The following is a 22,272-nucleotide window of genomic DNA, read 5'->3' as shown; positions in this document are numbered from 1 at the left end:
TGCCATTTATTGCGAAAGGATGGCTGTGGATTTTGAAGGTGGAAGTGGCTGTTGCATGACAACAGTGACGTGCCCGAGCTTGGGATGATTGAATTCGATCCGCACTGGGACAAGTCCAACACCATCGATCTCTTTGAACCAAGCTGACCCAGGCTGTGGCGCGGCCATTTTCGAGCGATTTGGAGAGTCTTTTACAAAGCCTGCAATCTGTTGGCCGACAAAGTCGCAGCGAAGCGCTGGACCTGAATAGGCCTGCTTATGACTTTGAGGAATGTCAGATGTAACGGGACCATGCACCGTCATTTTTGTCAGACGAAGCCCATCAAAAATAACGCCAGATCCCTCACAGCTTTTCGTTTGGGTCAGGGTTTCAAGAAGTCGCGCCATACCACTGAGCGTATCAATGGTATGGGGAAGATCGCTGTCCGGAATGGGATCGCGGTCTGTCTCCGCAGGCTCCAGAATGTCTACATGCGGTGTGTTGCCATTGTAGGTCAGCAGGACGCGCCGATGTTGGCCCCGGGATAGCCCTCCGCTGTCATAACGGATGGGTTTGACGTTTCCGCCCGGAACGAAGTCGCCCTCGACGCGGGAATGAATGTCCATCGTCACGAACCAGCTGATCAGGCCTGCCGGTCTGATATGCGTCGTTCCGCCATAGCCCCAGGGCTCGATCTGATACGAGGCATCTGCGTCAAGCACATGAAGTCCGCGCATATAAATGGCGAACGTTGTGTTGACCTGTCCGGCCGCATGAGCTGTAGGCGCGAAGCCGACCAGCAGCATTCCTGCTGCGGCCAGCGCGCGGAGGCCCTTAAACGTCAAGGTTGGCAACCTTGAGGGCATTACCCACAATGAAGTCTCGGCGTGGCTCAACCACATCGCCCATCAGTGTGGAGAATACCTGGCCAGCCTCTTCCACATCGCCAACCTTGACCTGCAGCAGGGTGCGGGTCGAAGGATCAAGTGTGGTGTGCCAGAGCTGTTCATCATTCATTTCGCCAAGGCCCTTGAACCGGTTGATTGTCAGGCCACGACGACCCTGAGCAAAAATCCGGTCCATGACGTTGGACGGGCCAAACAGCGGAAATTCCTGCGTGTCCAGACGAAGTATGGCTGGCGTCATGAAGTCACGGGCCAGACGCTCGCCTTCCGAAGCAAGCCAGCGTGCTTCAGCAGATTTCAGAATGCTCTGCTCCAGACGGTAGATCTCGCTGACGCCACGTACAGAGCGGGCACATTCAATGCCCGTGCTGGAGAGTGAAACTTTCCAGCCACGTTCATTGGCAGGTGACGCTTCTTCCAGGTGGCGCTGGAATTCTGGAATACGATCGCTGATCGCTGCTGGATCAATATCAAGCACGCGGGATACGGCCGCCTGCTCTAAGATCCACACAGGGATTTTGGTCGCGATATTTTTCAGGTTCTGTGCCGCTGCAATCAGGAAGCGGACTTCTTCACGAAGCTCTTCTCCCGTGAGCTCAAGGCCATCACCGAAGCGTAGCGAAGCATTTGCCAGGGCCTTATCGAGCAGATACTGCTCCAGCGCGGCATCATCCTTCAGGTAGCGCTCTTCCTGGCCACGCTTTGCACGATAGAGTGGCGGCTGAGCGATATAGAGATACCCCTGCTCAATAAGCTCTGGCATCTGGCGGAAGAAGAACGTTAACAGCAGCGTCCGAATGTGGGAACCGTCCACGTCGGCGTCTGTCATGATGACGATTTTGTGGTAGCGCAGTTTGGCAGCCGAGAAACCACCCTGATCGACTTCACCACGACCAATGCCCGTACCGAGCGCCGTGATGAGTGTGCCAATTTCCGCAGACCCAAGCATTCTGTCGAAACGGGCACGTTCAACGTTCAGGATCTTGCCGCGCAGCGGTAGGATGGCCTGGAAGCGACGGTCACGCCCCTGCTTGGCCGTGCCACCTGCAGAATCACCCTCAACGATGAAGATTTCTGCTTTGGACGCATCACGCTCCTGACAGTCAGCCAGCTTGCCAGGCAGCGAAGAAACGTCGAGCACACCCTTACGGCGCGTCAGTTCACGTGCACGGCGGGCAGCCTCACGGGCACTGGCTGCGTCAATGATCTTGGCGACAATCGCCTTGGCTTCCTTGGGGTGCGTCTCAAACCAATGCGAAATCGAGTCAGCCGCCGTTGCATGCACGACCGGCTGAACCTCGGACGACACCAGCTTGTCCTTCGTCTGGGACGAGAACTTCGGGTCCGGAACCTTGACGGACAGGATGGCGGTCATGCCTTCACGCATGTCCTCACCCGTCAGCGAGCCTGCTTCACGCTTGGCAACGCTTTCCGCATATTTGCCAACAACACGCGTCAATGCCTGACGGAAGCCAGCGAGATGTGTGCCACCGTCCCGCTGGGGGATGTTGTTGGTGAAGCACAGCATTGTCTCGTGATAGCTGTCGTTCCACGTCAGAGCGAATTCGACGCGGATACCGCTTTCAGTATGGTCAATGAGGCCCGTGATCGGCGGGTTAACAATGGACGTCTTGGAAGCATCAAGCCATTCCGCGAAAGCACTCAGGCCGCCTTCGTAGAAGAACCGAAGTTCCTTGCTTTCAGCGTGACGCTCATCGCGCAGGATAATTTCCAGCCCGGAATTCAGGAATGCCAGTTCGCGAACGCGTCGTTCCAGAATGGAAAGTTCGAAATCGACCCTCGTAAAGGTCTGCTTGCTTGGCTTGAACGTCACTAACGTGCCGCGTGGCTCGTCTGACGGCCCTACAACCGTCAGGGCTTCATCGCGTTCACCGTGCTGGAAGCGGATCTTGTGCTCCAGACCATTCCGCCAGATGCGAACTTCCATCCACTCGGACAGAGCATTCACCACAGCCGCGCCCACGCCATGCAGACCGCCGGAAACCTTATAGGAATTCTGGTTGAATTTGCCGCCAGCATGCAGCTTGGTCAGCACGACTTCAGCGGCGCTGATGCCCTCTTCCGCGTGCATGTCTGTTGGGATGCCGCGGCCATCATCACGTACGGAAACGGAGCCGTCTCCGTTGAGTGTCAGGATGCAGCGGGTGGCGTGTCCGGCCTGGGCTTCGTCAACGGCATTATCGATGATTTCGAACACCATGTGGTGCAGGCCGGAGCCATCATCCGTGTCACCGATATACATGCCGGGGCGTTTGCGGACAGCGTCCAGTCCCTTCAGTACCGAGATCGAGGAGGCGCCGTAATCGTCACCGTCTGCGCCTGGAATCTCCGGCTGGTTCTGGGTCTCTGACATGCGCGAGGCGGTCTCCGTGGAACTCTGAAAAACTGTTGTATGACTATAGCGTGTCACAGGCCGTGAGGCCAGAGCACACACATCATGCGGACTGGATATGACCATCCTGAACGCTGAAAAAGCCCGCTTTTTCGATCAGGCTGGAAAACGGATCAGGATCTGTTCCGGTCAGGAGAACCGGCGTTTTCAGCTTGCTAAGACTGGACAGAAGCGCATCCCGTCTGGGCTCATCCAGATGAAGAAGTGGTTCGTCCAGCAAAATGGCAGGTGCATCACCCCTGCTCTGTTGGATCAATGCAGCATGGCACAGAACGACCCCCAAAAGCATGGCTTTTTGTTGCCCGCTGCTTGAGAGTTCGGCAGACCGTCCTGTGGTGTGATCAAAAAGAAGAAAATCCGCCTTATGAGCACCCAAAGATGTACTGCCTTTAAGGCGATCTTCCCGCCGACTGTCCCTTAACTTTGCCCGCAACCAGTCTTCCACCTGCAAAGCCGGGCTGACCATCAGTTGTTGCGTAATAGCGCAGTCAAGATGCAGGCGGCTTTTTGGAAAATCGGAACTGTCGAAGGGGTGAGTGTTCATGCTTTCCACAAGCGCCAGCCGAGCGGCTGATGCGGCGACCGCATGACGGGCAATGGAGTCTTCCAGCGACGTGAGCCAGAGCCCCTCGTCCGGCCTTTCCGACAGCAAGCGATTACGACTGGAAACTGATCGCTCGTGAGCGGTCATTTGCCGGGCATGATCCGGAGAAAGTGCCATGACCAGACGGTCAAGGAAGCGCCGCCTGCCGCCCGCACCTTCAAGAAAAATCCGATCCATCTGTGGCGTTAGCCAGACGCAGGAGAAGACTTGAGCAATTTCTGCCTGAGACCGAACGGAAGAGCCATCAAGCTGGAATGAACGCCGGCCGTTCTCGGAGAGGTTGGCTCCAGTCCCGAGAATAGTCTGATCGATCCCGTGAGAAAGCGTTGCAGCAACGCCCCAGTGATCGGCATCTGTGCGGCATAGCGTTTGAAGGGGCGCGCCTCGCAGGCCTCGTCCAGGAGCCAGAAGCGAAACAGCTTCCAGAAGATTGGTCTTTCCAGAGCCGTTCTGGCCGGTCAGAACGGAGATATTTGTCTCAGGCTTCCAGACGGAGTGCCGGTAATTCCGGAAATCCGTCAGGGCAAGGCGCGTTAGTCTCAATGCGGACCGATCAGACCCGCATCGGCATCAGAACATACAATGCAGAAGGTGATGCTGTGTCACGGACCAGTGTCGGAGCTGAGCTGTCGGCAAAAGCAAACTCCACTTCAACATCGATCTGATCCGTAATATCCGTCAGGTACCGTGCCTGAAAGCCAATCTCGATCGGAGGCGCGTCATACGTGACCGTGCTGTCGTCCAACTCTTCCTGTGCCACGCCCTGATCGGGGCTGATGGCCGACAATGTCAGCATGTTGTGCGTGACAGAGAGCTTGACTGGGCGGGAGCGCTCCTGGCTGATGGCAGCGACGCGACCTACTGCAGCTGCGAAATCCTTCTTCGTGATGCGCAGGATGCGGTCATTGCCCTTAGGGATCACGCGCTCATATTCCGGGAACGTGCCGTCAATCAGCTTGGACGTCAGCAGGACAGGGCCAGCCTGAAACTGAATACGCGTATCCGAAAGGGAAACCTCCAGATCCGCAGCGCCTTCGTCCAGCAGCTTGCGAAGTTCAGCAACGGTCTTGCGCGGGATAATAACGCCCGGCATGCCACGTGCGCCTTCCGGAAGCTCGGTCTCGACGCGCGCAAGGCGATGTCCATCCGTTGCGACGGCGCGGAGCATCGGGATGGTGCCGCTTTCCGTAACGTGCAGATAGATGCCGTTCAGGTAGTAACGCGTTTCTTCGTTGGAAATCGCAAATTTCGTCCGGTCGATCAGGCCACGTAGCGTTCCTGCAGGAATGCGGAAGCGGTGCGGGAGATCGCCAGCAACCATGGCCGGGAAGTCATCAACTGGAAGAACGTTGAGGCTCGTCGCGTAACGGCCCGCACGCAGTGCGAGGGGCGCATCGCTCTCCGGATGATCGAACTCGATTTCCACGCCGTCTGGCAGCTTGCGTACAATTTCGAAAAGCACGGCTGCGGGGACTGTGGTGGAACCTAGGCGTTCACCTGCTGCCGGAACGTCTTCGACGACCGCAATTTCCATATCCGTGGCCGTGAGGCGAAGCACATCGCCTTCATAGGACAAGAGAACATTCGCCAGAATGGGAATGGTGTTCCGCTTTTCTGCAACGCCATGAATATGCGCCAGGGCCCGTTGCAGCAGGGTGCGGTCAACCTTGAATTTCATCGTTTTTTTCCCTGGGTCGGCAATCTTTAAGTTTTGCCGTTTCTTAGCAGACAGCCGCCTCCGGTGAAAGGCACCGAAGGCGACTTGTCGTCTTCCTTAGCCTTCGAGCATCCGGCGCAGAAGTTCGACGTCTTCTGCAAAGGACGGATCCTGCTCCATCAGTTCACCAACGCGATTGACAGCATGCATGACGGTTGTGTGATCACGATTGCCAAACTTGCGTCCGATCTCGGGAAGAGAGCGGCTTGTCAGCTGTTTTGCGAGGAACATTGCCACCTGCCGTGGGCGAGCAACAGCACGTGCACGGCGCGCGGAGGACATGTCTGTCAGGCGGATATTCCAGTGCTCGGCAACCTTGCGCTGGATTTCCTCGATTGTGACGCGACGGTCATGCGCTTTCAGCATGTCCTTGAGGACATCCTGCGTCGTATCCAGTGTGACAGGGCGCCCAACCAGATCGGCGTGTGCGACAAGGCGATTCAGTGCGCCTTCAAGTTCACGAACGTTCGATGTGATCTTGTGGGCAAGATACTCAAGCACCTTTGACGGAACATGCGTGCCTGAGGCTTTCGCCTTGGCTTCCAGAATGGAAATACGCAATTCAAACGTGGTGGCATGAATATCTGCGACCATGCCGCAGCCGAGCCGCGTTCTCAGGCGGTCTTCAAGCCCCGACAGATCGGATGGGCTTTTATCGGCGCTGACGATGATCTGACGTCCGGCATCAACAAGGGCATTGAACGTATGGAAGAACTCTTCCTGCGTATTGTCCTTGCCGATCAGGAACTGAAGATCGTCGATCATCAGCACGTCCACGGAACGAAGCTGTTCCTTGAACTCCATGGTGGACTGCGAGCGGATCGCCGCGATGAAGCGGTACATGAACTTCTCAGCTGACATATAGGCAACCGAGACATTGCCCGTCTTCGTCAGTTCAGACCCAATGGCATGCATAAGATGCGTTTTGCCGAGGCCGACGCCACCATACAGGAAGAGTGGATTAAAACCGGGGCTGGATGGTTTTTCGGCCACACGACGTGCACAGGCATAGGCAAACTCATTTGGCTTGCCGACGATGAACGTATCGAAAGAAAAGCGTGGGTCCAGCGGAACAGCAAGATCGCTGCGAACCTCATGACTGGTTGCGACCTGCGCTGTCACTTCCTCGATGACGCTGTCACCGTCCGTCTCAACTGATGGAAGGACTTCAGGTAGGCCACGCTTGACCTGCAGTTCAATGCCCTGCACGTCCTGCCGCTCGGTGCGCCACAGGGTCTGGAGGCGCTCTTCGTATTGGCTGCGAACCCAGTCTCTCAGAAAGCGCGTCGGCAGATAAAGGATGAGTTCACCATCCTCCAGCGGGCCAAGAACGATCTGACGAAGCCAGGTGCGGTATTCGACTTCACCGACCTCGCCCTTCAGCTTCTCGCGAACCCTGTGCCAGGAAGTTTCCAGCGGGCTCGACGAGCTGGGGGCGGAGGCGCTGGCGTCCAGATACTGAGCGTTTTCCACCTATGGTACCCCCTTTCATTTCGGCCCCGGGAATTGCGGGGCGTCTGTCTTGATTCCCTGCGCGCAGGGTGAATACGTCCTCAACGGGAAGTGACCACACAAGCTGCATGGCGCTTCAGAAAAAGCTGACGCTTCCCGGAGAAAACAGAGCCTCTGGCACTGACTTGATCTGACAGGATAGGCTTCTGGTCAGACCGAAGCAAGCTGGAACACGAAAGGTTCAGAAGTGCTGCAGAGGGGTGTTGCCATATAGTCAAAAAAGAACGCGCTCCCGTGAGAGAGCGCGTTCTTCAGTTCAAACCCTGCAAAGGGTCTCAGGCCGTGGCGAGAGACTTGATGCGGGCAGAAAGACGGGACAGCTTGCGGCTGATCGTGTTCTTTGCAACGACACCCTTACCGGCAGCGCGCTGCATTTCAGGTTGTGCAACCTTGTATGCTTCGGCAGCAGCCGTCTTGTCGCCGGACTGGATGGCCTGTTCGACCTTCTTGATGAAGGTACGCATACGGGACATGCGGGCGACGTTGCGCTCGCGGCGACGTTCGTTTTGACGGATGCGCTTACGGGCAGAAGCTGTATTTGCCATGGATCTTTCGGTTCAGTTAGCGGTCTTGTCGCGGAAAATGATTGGCGCCCTCTACCCGTCATGAGCGGCGGCGTCAAGCGTTTTACACATTTTATACACACTGCCCCCAAAGGGGCGGAGGCCACTATTTCTGGCAGTTTGCACAGAAAAATGTCGAGCGCCCCGCCTGGGTGATGCGTGAAATGGTGGAGCCTGCCCCACACTGGCGGCATGCCTTGCCTTCCCGCCCATAAACAAGGTGGAGATCCTGAAATCCCCCTTTCGTCCCGTCAGCCTGAACATAGTCTCTTAAAGAGGAGCCTCCTGACGCGATGGCCTCTTCCAGAACAGTTCGAATGGCATTTGCAAGACTGTCGGCTTCTGCCTCTGTCAGCGTTGCGGCAGCGCGTGCGGGATGGATATGGCTCCGGAACAGCGCCTCACACACATAGATATTGCCAAGGCCCACAATCAGCTTCTGGTCCAGAAGCGCTGTTTTGATCGGCGTGCGGCGACCCTGCATGACCGTATGAAGATACGCGCCAGTCATATTCGCGGATAAGGGCTCGATTCCCAGGCCGCTCAGAAGGCGATGTGCGTCTTCCTGATGTGTGGGAACCACATCCACCATGCCGAACCTGCGTGGGTCAACAAGGCCAGCGCGTGCCCCGTTTTCCGTTTGCAGGACAAGGTGCTCATGTTTTGGCGGAGTCGTATTCATGCCTGACTGCCCAAGGAGCAGTCTGCCGGACATTCCCAGGTGCAGCATCATGCTCCATCCGTTCTCGACGCGCATCAGGATATACTTGGCGCGACGATGAAAGGAGAGCACGGTCTGCCCTTCAAGCCTTTCCCGGAGATCCAAGGGAAATGGCCACCTCAGGTCAGGGCGGTTGACAGTAACGCGACGGATCCTCTGCCCCTGAAAGGCATCCTGGAACCCACGCATGACGGTTTCGACTTCTGGAAGCTCTGGCATGACTGGTCACAAAGATATATCGATTGCCCCATGACCGATAGCGCTGAACATAACGTCCCGCCCTTCCCGTCTTCCGAGCAGACCGGAGACACCACGGATTTTGGTTACCGCAATGTCCCGCGGAACCAGAAGAAGACCATGGTCAGGGAGGTGTTCGAGAGCGTCGCTGGCAAATATGACATCATGAATGATGTCATGTCGCTGGGGATCCATCGCGTCTGGAAGCGGATTTTCGTGGGCATGCTCGGTGCCCGTCCGAACATGAAGCTGCTGGATCTGGCTGGCGGTACAGGTGACATCACATTCGGCTGGCTTCGTGCAGGCGGTGGCCCGGCCATTCTCTCTGACATTAACTCGGCGATGTTGTCCGTTGGGCGTGATCGCGCAATCAAGGCTGGTCTGATCGGCCAGATTGAAGTGTGTGTCGTCGACGCCGAAGCGATTCCCCTGCCCGACTGTTCTGTTGATCGCGTGACCATCGCTTTTGGTCTGCGGAACTGCACCGACAAGGATGCAGTGCTTCGTGAAGCGCGTCGTGTTCTGAAGCCCGGTGGACGCTTCTTCTGTCTTGAATTCTCTCGTGTCGAAATTGCGGCTCTTTCGCCTGTCTATGATACGTGGTCTTTCAAGGTTCTCCCAAAGATGGGACAGTTGATCGCCAAGGACGCTGAGAGCTACCAGTATCTTGCCGAGAGCATCCGTATGTTCCCGGACCAGGAAACACTTGCTCAGATGATGCGGAATGCAGGTCTGGAGCGTGTTCAGTATCGCAACCTGTCTGGCGGTATTGCTGCCATTCACTCCGGTTGGCGTCTGTAATTGATGCGCCGCGTTCTGCTGATTGTTGGCGGAGGAATTGCTGCTTATCGGGCGCTGGAGCTGGTGCGTCTGTTGAAGGCAGACAATGTCTCCGTGACACCGGTTATGACGGATGCGGCAAAAGCATTCATTACACCTCTTAGTCTTGAAGCTCTGTCGGGGGAGCGGGTGCATGATGCGCTCTTTGCTCCCACGCAGGAGAGCGAGATTGGCCATATCGCTCTGTCACGCAGCGCAGATCTTGTCGTGGTCTGCCCGGCTACAGCCAATCTCATGGCCCGTATGGCGCATGGCATGGCCGATGATCTGGCCACAACGCTCCTTTTAGCCACCACGACGCCTATACTGCTGGCGCCTGCCATGAATGTGCGCATGTGGGAGCATCCCGCGACACAGGCCAACCTCGCCCTTCTGAAAGAGCGTGGCGTGCGGGTCGTAGGCCCCGATGAAGGCAGTATGGCGTGTGGGGAGTTTGGTCCGGGGCGTCTGAGCCAACCTGACGTCATTCGGGACGCAATCCTAGAGGCGCTGGCGTCAGATCATTCTTTGGCTGGCAGGCATGCTCTCGTTACTGCGGGGCCAACAGTTGAACCTCTGGATCCTGTCCGGTTTCTCTCCAATCACTCTTCTGGCAAGCAGGGCTATGCGATTGCCGCCGCTCTTGCGGCGCGAGGCGCAAAAGTAACACTTGTCAGTGGTCCGGTTACTCTGCCTGTCCCGTCAGGTGTTGTCTGCGTAAAGGTTCAGACGGCACGTGAGATGTTAGGGGCGTGTGAAGCCGCACTTCCTGCCGAAATTGCCGTTTGCACCGCTGCGGTCAGTGACTGGCGCGCAAAGGCAGCGGCTCAGGGTAAAATCAAGAAGACCAGTGAGGGGCCGCCTGTTCTCGAACTGGTTGAAAACCCGGATATCCTTGCAACTCTCTGTCGATTGGCAAATCGGCCGAAACTGATCGTCGGCTTCGCCGCTGAGACTGATGACGTGCTCGAGAATGCTGTGGCCAAGCGTCAGCGCAAGGGGTGTGACTGGCTGGTGGCCAACGATGTGCGTCGCGGCGTCTTTGGAGCAGACAGAAATTTGGTCAGCCTGATCACTGAGACGGGCATCGAAACCTGGCCTGAAATGGACAAGTCTCAGGTTGCCGGGAAACTGGTACAGCGGATTTCTGACGTCTTCGTCTCTTCAATCCCCTGAAAATCCAAGATAAGAAAGGCCTCATGATGACCGATCTTATTGATGTACGGATTATGCGCCTTCCTCATTCCGAGGGGCTGCCTCTGCCAGCTTACGCCACCTCTGGTGCCGCTGGTTTCGACTTTGTTGCAGCAATTGCAGAACCCATTGTTATCGCACCGGGTGGCCGTGCGCTCGTTCCCACAGGGCTATGCATTGCCCTGCCCTCTGCCTACGAACTTCAGATCCGCCCTCGGTCTGGTCTGGCCCTGAAGCACGGCATTACCCTCCCGAATTCTCCGGGCACGATCGATGAAGATTATCGCGGGGAAATTGGCATTATTGTCATGAATGCCGGGAGTGAGCCCTTCACGGTAGAGCGTGGCACCCGCATTGCTCAGGGGGTTTTGGCACCGGTTTCCCGTTTGAAGTGGCAGGAAGTTTCTTCTCTCGATGAAACGGATCGCGGTGCACGCGGTTTTGGCAGCACAGGCCACTGAGACGCTTTGGGACATGCAGAAAACACTTGAGCCTCCGGAAGAACCTTCCTTACTCTTGGTCATCATGAAACCGGGAGGACGACAGTCATCATGACGGGCAGCCCGCTGGCCATGCCCATTCGCGTCATGCATCGCTGGCGACAGCGTATGAGTGGCGTAGAGTTATCAATTCTGTTTGCCATGACGGGTCTGTGTCTTTTCCTGCTGAAGAGCGCAGCCTGGGTTCCGGGTGCCCTGCCCTTGCCACTCAAGCCGGCATTCTCGATCTGGCAGGAAGTCGCCTGGACTGTCTTCCACGCGGTGCTGGCTCTGACGACAGTCGTTGTGGTGTCGCTCGTGCTGGCAGGTACGGCGCGACAGTTTCCACGGTTTCGCAGTATTCTGGTGCCTGCACTCTCTGTTGCACGCGCTGTTCCGGGGCTTGGCCTGACGGGGCTCTTACTTCTATTTTTACCTCCCCTTGTCGTGATTGTAGCGGCAGCGGCCTTCAATATGATCTGGCGTGTTCTGACGGCTCTTCTCGATGCTCAGGACACGCTTCCAGCCGAGCTTGAAGAAGTCGCCACCGGCTTACGTATGACTGGCTGGCAGCACTTCTGGCGGTTGCAGGTTCCGGTTGCCATCCCTCTGGTGACGTTCCGTGCTGTGCAGGCCATTCCGGGGTTATGGTTTCGCCTGCTGTGTGTGGAGGGTCTTATGACCCTTCTGATGCGGCGTGACGTCGGAGGGTGCGGGGCGCAGGCGCTGGTCGCGCTTGAAACCCATCATCTGAGCTGGTTTCTGGAGGCTGGCGTCTGCGCGGTTCTTTTGATCGTGATCATGGACCAGTGTCTGATCAGGCCTATGACCGGATGGGCGCAGCGGTACAGGCTGGATGGTCCTCAGCCACAGAAAAAACGTACCCACTCCTGGATGCTTCAGTTCTGGAGAGAAACAGGTCTTCTGAACGGTGTTAGCGTGAGTTTGCACACGCTCATTAGCGGGATCGGTAACTGCCGGATCGGCCGGACGATGCGCTACGTTCAACCCTCCTCCCCGAAATCCCTGCCGGTGCCTGGCTGGCTTATTCCTGCGGCCTCCCTGCTCTTTCTGGGTTTCGCCGTTGCGCAGAGCCATCTGGCGGCGCGTTTGCCTTATGATGTGCTTGAGAGTGTTCTGACGCTTCTGCATGTTTGCGGGGCTCTTATCCTCTGCATTGTGCTCTGGTTACCGCTGGCGCTGTTTTTCTTTGACGCTGGAGCTGGTATTTTCCGGGTCAGCAGAATGATTATTCTGGCAGGGTCGCTTTTCCCGGCCGTTCTTCTTTATCCTGCCTTCCGTGGGCTGGATGTCGTTCCCACCGCTGTTCTTCTGTTCCTCGGTGCCCATTGGCTCACGGGTGGGACGGTACTTGACGCCATACAGGCTATTCCGGCGCCCTTCAGGCAGGTTGCGCGCGGACTGCGGCTTAAAGGCGTTCTGCTGTGGAAGCGCCTTATCTTACCAGCCATTGCACCTGATCTGTGTGGAGGCCTGCTTTTGGCTGCTGTTCCGATCTGGGATGCCGTGATGGTGGCTGAGGCGTTTGTGCCTTCTGATAGCGGACTGGGTGCGACGCTGCTGGCCGATATGCTTCAGGGGCAAATCGGCGCACAGATCGTTATTCTTATGCTTCTTACGCTTCTTTCCATGCTGCTTGATCGTCTTGTTCTTCAGCCCCTCGCGGTTTACGCCGCACAGAAATATGCAATCCGATGATCTATTCCCTGCTTAGCCTTCAGGACTGCCGCCAGATTTACCAGAAGGACAGCAATGCTGATCTTGTGGTGCTTGATCAGGTCAGTTTCGATGTGCGTCCTGGTGAAATCCTTGGGCTTCTTGGCCGGTCCGGTTCTGGCAAGTCTTCTCTCTTGCGGATCATGTCCGGACAAACGCCTCCTGTTGAAGGAAAGGTTTATTGGGAGGGCAAGCCTGTAGCTGGCCCACTGGAAAAGGTGGCGACAGTTTTTCAGTCGGGCGCGATGTTTCCGTGGCTGACCCTTCGACAGAATGTGTTGCTGGGGCTTGAAGCGCAGCGCTTATCCCGTTCTGAGCGGGAAACGCGTGCCAGTGCCGCGATTGAAGTCATGGGACTTGAGGGATACGAAAACGCCTATCCCAAGGAGTTATCTGAAGCCCTCAGCCAACGTGCTTCGTTTGCACGGGCACTGGCGCTTCAACCCTCTCTTCTCATGCTGGATGAGCCGTTTTCGGCCCTCGACGTTCTGAGTGCGGAAAATCTAAGAACGGACCTGATTGAACTCTGGGCCGAGAAACGCCTCTCGTCGCTCAATGCGATGATACTCGCGACGCATGGAATTGAAGAAGCCGTGCTGATGTGTGACCGGATCCTGATTTTCTCGTCCAGCCCAGGGCGAGTGACGCACGAAATTTCCGTTCCATTTCCTCATCCGCGAAATCGGGAGGGCGCTGATTTCCGGAGCTTCGTGGACCAGATCTACACTCTCATGACACGACGTGCGCCGATCGTCTCGGAAGTCGATACTACGGTTGGGGTGTCAGCTGCCGCGTTGCCGCCTCTGTCCATTGTATTGCCAGACCTTCAGATTGAAGTGCTGGTTGGCCTTATGGAAGTTCTGAGTGGAGAGCCTCTATCAGGACGCGCTGATCTGCCGGAACTTGGTCAGCGTTTGCAGATGACGCTCGATGATCTTCTGCCGCTGGGAGAATCCCTGCAACTGCTTGATCTTGCAGAACTGGAAGACGGAGACATTCTTCTCACGGATGATGGGCGATCATTCGTCGAGGGAGACGCCGATGCCCGCAGGGATATTATGCGCACGGCGCTCCTGCATTATCTGCCGCTCCTTCGCGTCATTCGAAGCACGTTGGATGAGCGGCCGAACCATGTGGTGGATGCCAATCGCTTCCGCAAAGCTCTCGAGGAGAACATGTCTCCCGATTATGCCCAGCAGACACTGACAACAGCTATCGGCTGGGCACGGTATGCTGAACTGTTTGATTATGATGAAGAGTCAGACCGCTTCCATCTGGAAACGGAAGAATAGGATCTGCTTCTGCCCTTCAGCAGAAGCAGAAAACCCTTCAGGCCGGTGTCTTGAGACGGTCCCGGTATAGCTTGCGCGCCTTGGCAACCTTGGGGGCTACAACAGCCGCACAATAGGCCGTTTCCGGATTGCGGGCGAAATAGTCGAGGTGCTTTTCTTCGGCGCGCCAGAAATGCGCCGGACCTTCAATAGACGTGACAATCGGTGCGGGCCAGATCTGCTCTGCGGTGATCTCGGCTTTTACCTCCTGTGCAACACGCTGTTGGTCGGCATCTCCGAAAATAACAGAGCGATACTGCGTCCCGACATCATTGCCCTGCCGATTGAGCTGCGTGGGGTCATGGGTCGTGAAAAAGACCCGCAGGACATCTGCCAGAGAAATTTCCGCTGGATCAAACACGACCTTCACGACCTCTGCATGTCCGGTGTTCCCGGTACAAACAGCTTCGTAGGACGGATTATCGACATGACCGCCTGCATAGCCCGGGTCTGCCGAGATAATGCCGCGCAAGCCGGTATAGACGGCTTCCACGCACCAGAAACAGCCTGCACCAAGAAGAATGGAAGAGTGTGCACTCATAAACTGAGTCTCCTGAGACGATAGCCTCCCCATATGGGGAGGCCTCTTCCTTATTTCACCACTGGTAACCAGATTGCGCTTGCAGCATTGCCGCCGCGATGAATGGTCTGGGTTGCAGAGTGATAGTCCGATGCTTTCGCGTCGAAGATATTCTGAACGAAGCTTTGCGGATTGCGGTCATAAAGCGGGAACCAGCTGGACTGGATCTGGATTTGAATCCGATGGCCCTTCTGGAAAACATGGTTCACTGCCGGCAGCGTGAACTTGTATTCCTGAATCTGTCCTGCGGGTATGGCCGATGGGTGCGCAAAGTCATTGCGATAGCGTCCACGGAAGATGTCCATCGAAACTGGAAGCTCATACCCGCCCATTTCCGGACGATCCGGCGTAACGCCAGGCTGCACGTCGATAATTTTTACAACCCAATCGGCGTCCGTGCCGGTCGTGGAAGCAAAAATATCGGCGGTCGGGACGCCTGACACGCGCACGGGCGCGTCCAGAACGGGAGTTTCGTAAGTCAAAACGTCCGGGCGGCTCTCGGCAAAGCGCTGGTCCGTAACAAGCCATGCTTTCCATCGTGAATCCCCTGCGTTGTAGGGGCGCGGCATGAAAGGAACAGGATGCGCGGGATCAGAGATATAAGCATCCGTTCCAGGCAGCGTCCGCTTGAATGATAGGCCGTGGTCAGGCTGAAGATACAGACGCTCTCCACGCATCATGCAGGTCGTGTCACACTCTGCGAGCCAGTTGCGGAAATGATCCCAGTGATTTTCGCCCGTGTTGTAGATAATCGCTTCATCAAGATGCGGGTCAGCGCCATCCTTCAGATAATGATCGAAGAATGGACGCATGACGTTGGAGCGGTACCAAAGGGCCGTGTCACCTTCAAAGTGCAGTGGACCCAGCGTCGATCCGTCATAATTGACGCCACTATGGCGCCATGGTCCCATGACGAGAACATTTGGGACCTGTGTGTGGTGAGCCTTGAGGTTCATCCAGGAATGGATCGCCCCCCACATGTCTTCCTGATCCCACAGGCCCTGTTCCCAGATTGTCGGGACCTTTAGAGGCTTGCGGACCAGGATCTGGTCAAGCGCCTGTTCCTGCCAAAACGCATCATAGGATGGGTGTGCTTTCAGGCGGTTCCACCACGGATACTGGTTCAGCCCTGCTTTGGTTGCAAATGCCCCCGTTGAGCCAGCCTGCAGGAAATTGGTGTAATCGTCGGCATCTGCGCGAGGAATTGTCGGCCCCTCGCCGGCTTCGCTCATCTGCATGGTAAAATAGTCGAGGCCAGGCTGACGGAACGCACCGTAGTGGAACCAGTCATCACCCATCCAGCCATCTACCATAGGGCTTTCCGGAGCGGCCACTTTGAGGGCTGGATGTGGGTCCAGCAATGCCATCACAACGGTCCAGCCTTCATACGAAGAGCCAGTCATGCCAACGCGACCGTTGCTTTCCGGAAGGTTTTTCACGAGCCAGTCGATCGTGTCCCACGCATCGGTGGTATCGTCTGTCTTGGTTGGATTGAGGGCCCCGATCGGCGGACGGGTCATGATGTAATCGCCCTGGGACCCGTACTTTCCACGAATATCCTGGAAAACGCGGATATATCCTTCCTCGACGAAGACCCCATCGCCCTGAGGGCAAATTTCACGCATGGTTGGCGCGTTGGGAATTCGGTTCAGGCGCTCACTGGCATGATATGGTGTGCGCGTGAGCAGGATTGGTGCGTTTTTTGCTCCCTTGGGAATGACAATCACGGTATGGAGCTTCACTCCGTCCCGCATGGGAATCATGATGTCACGCTTGATGTAGTCCTGCTGATCAGTTGGCAGGGCGGCATGAGCTGGAATGTCGTTTCCGGTCTGGATCATGTCTGGCGTTACGGCGGGTCCAGCAGATGCCGGGGCAGCCAGTGCGGCAGGGATACAGGCAATGGAAAGAGCCGTTCCAAGGCTGAGAAGATAACGTTTCACAAAAGGCTCCTGATCTTTGGATGGATTTTGGCCTTGTGTGTTCCCATCTAGCAAGAGCGGGAGAGAATGCTTTTCATATCTTTCCTGCGCTGGTCTTTTTTTGTTTGATTCGCTATGGAGCATGGCTCCTTCTGTTATGAAAGTTCTGTTCTGATGCCTGCCTATCGTTCCCGCACTACGACCCATGGCCGCAACATGGCTGGCGCGCGTGCGCTTTGGCGCGCAACGGGGATGAAGGACGGTGACTTCGGAAAGCCTATTATCGCGATTGCCAACTCTTTTACCCAGTTTGTTCCTGGGCATGTGCATCTGAAAGACATGGGCTCTCTCGTGGCATCTGCCATTGAAGAAGCCGGCGGCGTCGCTAAAGAATTCAACACGATCGCTGTGGATGATGGCATCGCAATGGGACACGGCGGAATGCTGTATTCCCTGCCCTCACGAGAGCTGATTGCTGACTCCGTTGAGTATATGGTGAACGCGCACTGTGCTGATGCCATTGTCTGCATCAGCAACTGCGACAAGATCACGCCGGGTATGCTGATGGCCTCCCTGCGACTGAACATTCCTGTTGTGTTCGTGTCTGGTGGCCCCATGGAAGCGGGCAAGCTCAATGGGCCAGGTGTTGAGCGTAAGCTGGACCTTGTAGATTCAATGGTTGCTGCGGCGAACCCGAACGTGACGGACAGTGAATCTGAGCAGATCGAGCGCTCAGCTTGCCCGACCTGTGGCTCATGCTCTGGTATGTTTACGGCCAATTCCATGAATTGCCTTGTGGAAGCGCTGGGTCTTGCGCTGCCTGGTAACGGGTCTCTGCTGGCAACCCACGCTGACCGTCGCGATCTGTTCCTGAGGGCTGGTCGTCTCTCAGTTGAGCTGGCACGTCGCTGGTATGAGCAGGACGATGCCTCCGTTCTGCCGCGGAGCATCGCAACCCGGAGTGCGTTTGAGAATGCCATGGCGCTGGATATTGCCATGGGTGGATCGACGAACACCGTACTGCATCTGCTGGCCGCTGCCCGCGAAGGTGAAGTGGATTTCCACATGGCAGACATTGATCGTCTGTCCCGCAAGGTGCCGCATCTTTGCAAAGTCGCGCCTGCCAAAGCAGACGTTCACATGGAAGACGTGCATCGTGCAGGTGGTGTTCCAGCCATTCTGGGCGAACTCGATCGCGCAGGCCTGCTGCAAACATCTCTTCCAACCGTTCATGCTTCCACATTGGCCGATGCCCTTCAGAAGTGGGACATCATGAATGGCGGCGAAGAAGCGGTTAAAATGTTCAAGGCCGCTCCTGGTGGAGTGCGCACCGTGCATGCCTTCTCACAGTCCAGCCAGTATCATGAACTGGATACGGATCGTGAGAATGGCGTCCTGCGAAGCCGTGCTCATGCCTTCTCGCAGGATGGTGGGCTGGCCGTTCTGTACGGCAACCTCGCGGAAGACGGCGCGATTGTCAAAACGGCCAGCGTAGCCAAAGACATTCTGACCTTCACAGGTACGGCCCGCGTGTTTGAAAGTCAGGACGATGCTGTTGCCGCTGTTCTTGGGAACAAGATCGTTGCTGGCGATGTCGTTGTTATCCGCTACGAGGGGCCGCGCGGTGGTCCAGGGATGCAGGAAATGCTGTACCCGACCAGCTATCTGAAATCCAAAGGGTTGGCTGAAGTCTGCGCTCTGGTGACGGATGGCCGTTTCTCGGGTGGTAGCTCAGGCCTCTCCATTGGGCATGTCTCGCCGGAGGCTGCGGAAGGCGGCGTGATCGGCCTGGTAGAAGATGGTGATCGCATTGTGATCGACATTCCAAACCGCACGATGCGCCTTGATATCTCAGATGCCGAAATCTCTAGCCGTCGCGAGGCTATGAATGGGCGTGGCGAAAATGCTTGGAAGCCGAACCGTACGCGCGTTGTATCTCGTGCCTTGCAGGCTTATGCGGCGATGACAACAAGTGCTGCCAACGGTGCTGTTCGTGATCTTTCTCAGATCATCGTGAAGACACGCGGCTGATAACCCGCTCTACGGCCTCTCTCAATTCGGGAGAGGCCAGCATTTTTGGACCGTCATGCCCTGTGTTGGGTACGATATCGATGTCCCAGTTAAACGGGACATCAAGCCGGTAGGCTTCTTCTCTGGCTTGGGCGTAGGCCCATTGCCCTCTCTCCAGACGGTTGCGTCCCTGCCCCATGGCCTGTGCAATACGACCAGCCTCAAGCGTCGTTTCCACATCATCCGAGCCAAGCAAAATGGTGAGGTGCTCAGCCAGATAACGCTTGATGGATTGCTGTTGAGTATTCTCCGGCCAGCCATTGAACCCATAAGGGACCGGGCTCTCAGCTTCCGGCTCTACATATGTTGCCGGATTCATGAGGATGATCTCGACTTCATTTGCCGGAGCATATGCCGCCACACGGTCCAGAAACTGTGCGCCGGCTGAATGTCCAATCAGAATGATGGGAAGATTGGGCTGCTGGGTTTCGTCCCATGCCCATTGTTCCATGGGCTTGATCAGGGTCGCTGCGGGCAGTTCGCCTTGGCGTACAGGAAAACCACCGCGCTGATATTGCCAGGTAGGAAACTGCTTCAGAGGAAAAGACGGCGCAAAGACAACTCCGCAGACTGCGCGTGCAAGCGGAATACTTTGATCGCGATATGCCTCGTTATCACGGTCTTTGGCGGCCATTACGAACAGGATGACCCGTAGACGGCAATCGGCTGGTCGGAACGTGTCTATGTCCAGAGATCGCCCATACAGAATGGCTTTCTGGGTGCTCGATCCGACAGGAAGTTCTGTGGCTCTGGCGATGGGGATCTGTGAGACCACCATTGCCAGAGCAATCAGGAAAAGCTTGGGAGGCTTAGCCAAGCCGCGCAAGGGCTGCCTTGAGGCGTTCGAGATCATGCTCGAAGGTCTCAAGACGCTGATGGTTTTCTTCAACCACTTCCGGCTTTGCACGTGCAACAAAATCAGCGTTGTCCAATTTGCGGCGGACCTTGATGATTTCACTTTCGTTCTTGCTGATCTCTTTTGCAAGGCGTCCCCGTTCTGCATCGAGATCAATCAGGCCCTCCAGCGGGATAAAGATTGTCGCTTCATCAAGCACGATCTGAGCGGCATTCTTCGGTATCTCGCCCTGGAAAATATCGACTTCAGAGACACGCGCCATGCGGCCAATGGCTTCAGCCCATGTCTTTGCACGAGTGAGATTTTCGGGCGAAACATCGCGGAAAATCAGCGGTGCTTTCTGTGCCGGGGGGATGTTCATCTCAGAGCGCAGCGTACGAACTTCGCTGATCAGGCGTACAACCCAATCCAGTTCTGCACGGGCTTCCTCTGCGTTCTGGACAGGCATCTTTTCAGGCCAGCGGATCGAAGTGAAGTCCCCCGAGTAACCCAGTTCTTTCCAGAGAGTGGCTGTTACAAATGGTGTCACAGGCTGCATGAGGCGCAGAATCAGGCCTAAAACATGCGCGCTAACCGCGCGGAGTTCGATTGTCTCATCATTTTCTGCCGCGAAGACGGGCTTGGAGAACTCTACGAACCAGTCACAGAAGCAACTCCAGACGAAGCGATAACAACAGTTAGCGTACTCATCGAACCGATAGTTCGAGAGAGCCTGTTGCGCGTCCGCAATTGCAGTGTTCGCTTCTGAAAGGATCCAGCGCCCCAAGCTGCTCTGCACAGTCGTTGGGTCAAAGTTCGCGACCGGCCGTGCACCATTCATCTCGAGGAAGCGGGATGCATTCCAGAGTTTGGTGACGAATGCACGGTGTTCTTCTACACGTTTGCGACCCAGTTTGATGTCGCGTCCCGGGCCTGTGCCCGCACAGATTGCCAGACGGGTTGCATCAGCACCAAACTCTGCAATCAGATCCAGAGGGTCCAGTCCATTACCTTTGGACTTGGACATTTTCTGCCCTTTTTCGTCCCTGACAAGGCCGTGGATCAGGACCGTTCGGAAGGGCACGTCGTCCATGAAATGCAGGCCCATCATCATCATCCGGGCGACCCAGAAGAAGATGATGTCAAAGCCAGTAACGAGAACGCTTGTTGGGTAATAGTGAGCGAGTTCAGGCGTTTTGTCCGGCCAGCCGAGTGTTGTGAAGGGCCAGAGGCCGGAACTGAACCACGTGTCGAGAACATCTTCGTCCTGCGTCAGTGGAACGCCATCACCGGCCTGGGCCTGGGCCTCAGCTTCTGTATTAGCGACATAAACACTGCCATCCGGCCCATACCAGGCCGGAATACGATGCCCCCACCAGAGCTGGCGGCTGATGCACCATGGCTGAATGTCTCGCATCCACGCGAAAAACGTGTTCTGCCACTGCCTTGGCTCAAAAACGATTTTACCACTTTCCACCGCCTCTACGGCTGGCCCGGAAAGCTTTTTCGCATCGCAATACCACTGCAATGTCAGGCGCGGCTCAACAATAGCTCCACCGCGTTCGGCATAAGGGACCTGAAGCTTATGTGGTTCGATTTTTTCAAGCCACTCAAGACGCTCGAGTTCAGCAACAATGCGCTTGCGTCCCTCTTCCCGGCTTAGGCCTGCGAGCGATTCCACAAACGCTACGGACGACAAGCCGTCAACATCTGCCAGTTCGGTGCGGATTTCATCGAGCCAGATATGGGCTGTTTCATCCAGCATCGTGGGCGCAGACAGATTGTGTCTTTTGCCCACTTCAAAGTCATTGAAGTCGTGAGCCGGCGTAATTTTTACGGCGCCGGTTCCCTTTTCAGGGTCGGAATAGAGATCTGCCACAACAGGAATACGGCGACCCGTTAGCGGGAGCGTAACGAACTTGCCCACCATGTCGGCGTAGCGTTCATCTTCAGGGTGAACGGCAACCGCAACGTCTGCCAGCATCGTTTCAGGGCGCGTGGTTGCAACCGTTATCGTGCGCCCGTCCTCGAGCGGATAACGGATGTACCACATGGATCCCTTGGTCTCGCGGTTCTCAACCTCAAGGTCGGAAATCGCGGAACGGAAGTTTGGATCCCAGTTTACCAGGCGCCGATCACGATAAATGATCCCTTCCTGGTGCAACTGCACAAAAACCTTGCGGACGGCGCGTGAAAGCCCGTCGTCCATGGTGAAGCGTTCGCGGTCCCAGTCTGCCGAAGCACCAAGTTTGCGAAGCTGCTGGACGATCTCCCCGCCGGACTGCTCTTTCCACTCCCACACCCGCTCAAGAAAGCCTTCACGACCTAAAGCGGTTCTGCTGACGCCTTCTTTATCGAGCGAGCGTTCGACAACCATTTGCGTAGCGATGCCAGCATGGTCAGTTCCTGGCTGCCACAAGACATTGCAGCCCTCCTGACGCTTCCAGCGGATCAGAATGTCCTGCAGGGTAAATGTCAGGGCATGACCGAGGTGCAGTGTGCCCGTGACATTTGGTGGCGGAAACATGATCGAAAATGGCGTTCCCGGTGCACTCGGGTCGGCACGGAAAGCCCCGTTTTTCTCCCAGCTTTCGTAGAGAGACGTTTCATGATCAGCGGGAACAAAACTTTTTTCGAGCATGATAATCCAGAA

Annotated in this window: 17 protein-coding genes; 6 read left to right on the top strand and 11 right to left on the bottom strand. The window is 56.3% G+C overall.

The features are described from left to right. Nucleotides 1-6: 6 nt before the first annotated feature. From KP708_RS09245 to mutM, 7 genes are all read right to left on the bottom strand, one after another. Nucleotides 7-825 carry a DUF3108 domain-containing protein gene (locus KP708_RS09245; protein ID WP_215750892.1) on the bottom strand — a complete coding sequence of 273 codons (819 nt, stop codon included), beginning with the start codon at nt 823-825 and terminating at the stop codon, nt 7-9. Continuing rightward, on the bottom strand, nt 815-3,259 hold the full coding sequence (gyrB, locus tag KP708_RS09240; RefSeq protein WP_211512025.1) for a DNA topoisomerase (ATP-hydrolyzing) subunit B: 2,445 nt from the start codon (nt 3,257-3,259) through the stop codon (nt 815-817). Before gyrB ends, KP708_RS09245 begins: the two co-directional genes overlap by 11 nt. An 82-nt stretch (nt 3,260-3,341) precedes the next feature. After that, the gene (gene recF / locus KP708_RS09235) at nt 3,342-4,445 is read right to left on the bottom strand and encodes a DNA replication/repair protein RecF (protein WP_215750893.1); all 1,104 of its coding nucleotides are present in this window, start codon (nt 4,443-4,445) and stop codon (nt 3,342-3,344) included. Between the two features lie 10 nt (nt 4,446-4,455). Beyond that, nucleotides 4,456-5,580 carry a DNA polymerase III subunit beta gene (gene dnaN / locus KP708_RS09230; protein WP_215750894.1) on the bottom strand — a complete coding sequence of 375 codons (1,125 nt, stop codon included), beginning with the start codon at nt 5,578-5,580 and terminating at the stop codon, nt 4,456-4,458. Nucleotides 5,581-5,676: 96 nt separating this feature from the next. Continuing rightward, nucleotides 5,677-7,092: a chromosomal replication initiator protein DnaA gene (gene dnaA, locus KP708_RS09225; protein ID WP_215750895.1), complete on the bottom strand. Its 1,416-nt coding sequence runs from the start codon at nt 7,090-7,092 to the stop codon at nt 5,677-5,679. Between the two features lie 314 nt (nt 7,093-7,406). Next, on the bottom strand, nt 7,407-7,676 hold the full coding sequence (gene rpsT, locus KP708_RS09220; protein ID WP_046901507.1) for a 30S ribosomal protein S20: 270 nt from the start codon (nt 7,674-7,676) through the stop codon (nt 7,407-7,409). Nucleotides 7,677-7,800: 124 nt separating this feature from the next. Then, nucleotides 7,801-8,634: a bifunctional DNA-formamidopyrimidine glycosylase/DNA-(apurinic or apyrimidinic site) lyase gene (mutM, locus tag KP708_RS09215; RefSeq protein ID WP_215750896.1), complete on the bottom strand. Its 834-nt coding sequence runs from the start codon at nt 8,632-8,634 to the stop codon at nt 7,801-7,803. 30 nt (nt 8,635-8,664) lie between these two features. Here mutM and KP708_RS09210 point away from each other — a divergent pair, with 30 nt between their 5' ends. The 5 genes from KP708_RS09210 to KP708_RS09190 all read left to right on the top strand — a co-directional run bounded on the left by KP708_RS09210 (nt 8,665) and on the right by KP708_RS09190 (nt 14,173). Next, nucleotides 8,665-9,453 carry a class I SAM-dependent methyltransferase gene (locus KP708_RS09210; RefSeq protein ID WP_064273224.1) on the top strand — a complete coding sequence of 263 codons (789 nt, stop codon included), beginning with the start codon at nt 8,665-8,667 and terminating at the stop codon, nt 9,451-9,453. 3 nt (nt 9,454-9,456) lie between these two features. Beyond that, the gene (gene coaBC, locus KP708_RS09205; protein ID WP_215750897.1) at nt 9,457-10,647 is read left to right on the top strand and encodes a bifunctional phosphopantothenoylcysteine decarboxylase/phosphopantothenate--cysteine ligase CoaBC; all 1,191 of its coding nucleotides are present in this window, start codon (nt 9,457-9,459) and stop codon (nt 10,645-10,647) included. A 23-nt stretch (nt 10,648-10,670) separates the two neighbouring features. Further along, complete coding sequence (gene dut / locus KP708_RS09200) at nt 10,671-11,126, top strand: dUTP diphosphatase (protein WP_215750898.1); 456 nt, start codon at nt 10,671-10,673, stop codon at nt 11,124-11,126. Nucleotides 11,127-11,216: 90 nt separating this feature from the next. Beyond that, on the top strand, nt 11,217-12,863 hold the full coding sequence (locus tag KP708_RS09195; protein ID WP_215750899.1) for an ABC transporter permease subunit: 1,647 nt from the start codon (nt 11,217-11,219) through the stop codon (nt 12,861-12,863). Continuing rightward, nucleotides 12,860-14,173 carry an AAA-associated domain-containing protein gene (locus tag KP708_RS09190; RefSeq protein WP_099212431.1) on the top strand — a complete coding sequence of 438 codons (1,314 nt, stop codon included), beginning with the start codon at nt 12,860-12,862 and terminating at the stop codon, nt 14,171-14,173. Before KP708_RS09195 ends, KP708_RS09190 begins: the two co-directional genes overlap by 4 nt. Nucleotides 14,174-14,210: 37 nt before the next feature. On the opposite strand, the gene msrA is transcribed toward KP708_RS09190, so the two are convergent. Both msrA and KP708_RS09180 read right to left on the bottom strand, forming a co-directional pair. Next, nucleotides 14,211-14,753: a peptide-methionine (S)-S-oxide reductase MsrA gene (gene msrA / locus KP708_RS09185; protein ID WP_046901514.1), complete on the bottom strand. Its 543-nt coding sequence runs from the start codon at nt 14,751-14,753 to the stop codon at nt 14,211-14,213. Between the two features lie 50 nt (nt 14,754-14,803). Next, a complete protein-coding gene (locus tag KP708_RS09180; protein WP_215750900.1) occupies nt 14,804-16,735 on the bottom strand; it encodes a CocE/NonD family hydrolase in 1,932 nt (643 codons plus the stop codon). A gap of 153 nt (nt 16,736-16,888) precedes the next feature. Here KP708_RS09180 and ilvD point away from each other — a divergent pair, with 153 nt between their 5' ends. Beyond that, complete coding sequence (gene ilvD / locus KP708_RS09175; protein ID WP_202207413.1) at nt 16,889-18,745, top strand: dihydroxy-acid dehydratase; 1,857 nt, start codon at nt 16,889-16,891, stop codon at nt 18,743-18,745. Here ilvD and KP708_RS09170 read toward each other — a convergent pair. Both KP708_RS09170 and KP708_RS09165 read right to left on the bottom strand, forming a co-directional pair. After that, nucleotides 18,723-19,637 (bottom strand): hypothetical protein, encoded by a 915-nt coding sequence (locus KP708_RS09170; RefSeq protein ID WP_252347500.1) that lies wholly within the window; start codon nt 19,635-19,637, stop codon nt 18,723-18,725. The two genes, ilvD and KP708_RS09170, sit on opposite strands and share 23 nt — an antisense overlap. Then, nucleotides 19,594-22,260: a valine--tRNA ligase gene (locus KP708_RS09165; protein ID WP_215750901.1), complete on the bottom strand. Its 2,667-nt coding sequence runs from the start codon at nt 22,258-22,260 to the stop codon at nt 19,594-19,596. Before KP708_RS09165 ends, KP708_RS09170 begins: the two co-directional genes overlap by 44 nt. Nucleotides 22,261-22,272: the final 12 nt, after the last annotated feature.

Source organism: Gluconobacter sp. P5H9_a (assembly GCF_018812085.1).
Classification (GTDB): domain Bacteria; phylum Pseudomonadota; class Alphaproteobacteria; order Acetobacterales; family Acetobacteraceae; genus Gluconobacter.
This window is presented reverse-complemented; position numbering and strand designations above follow the sequence as displayed.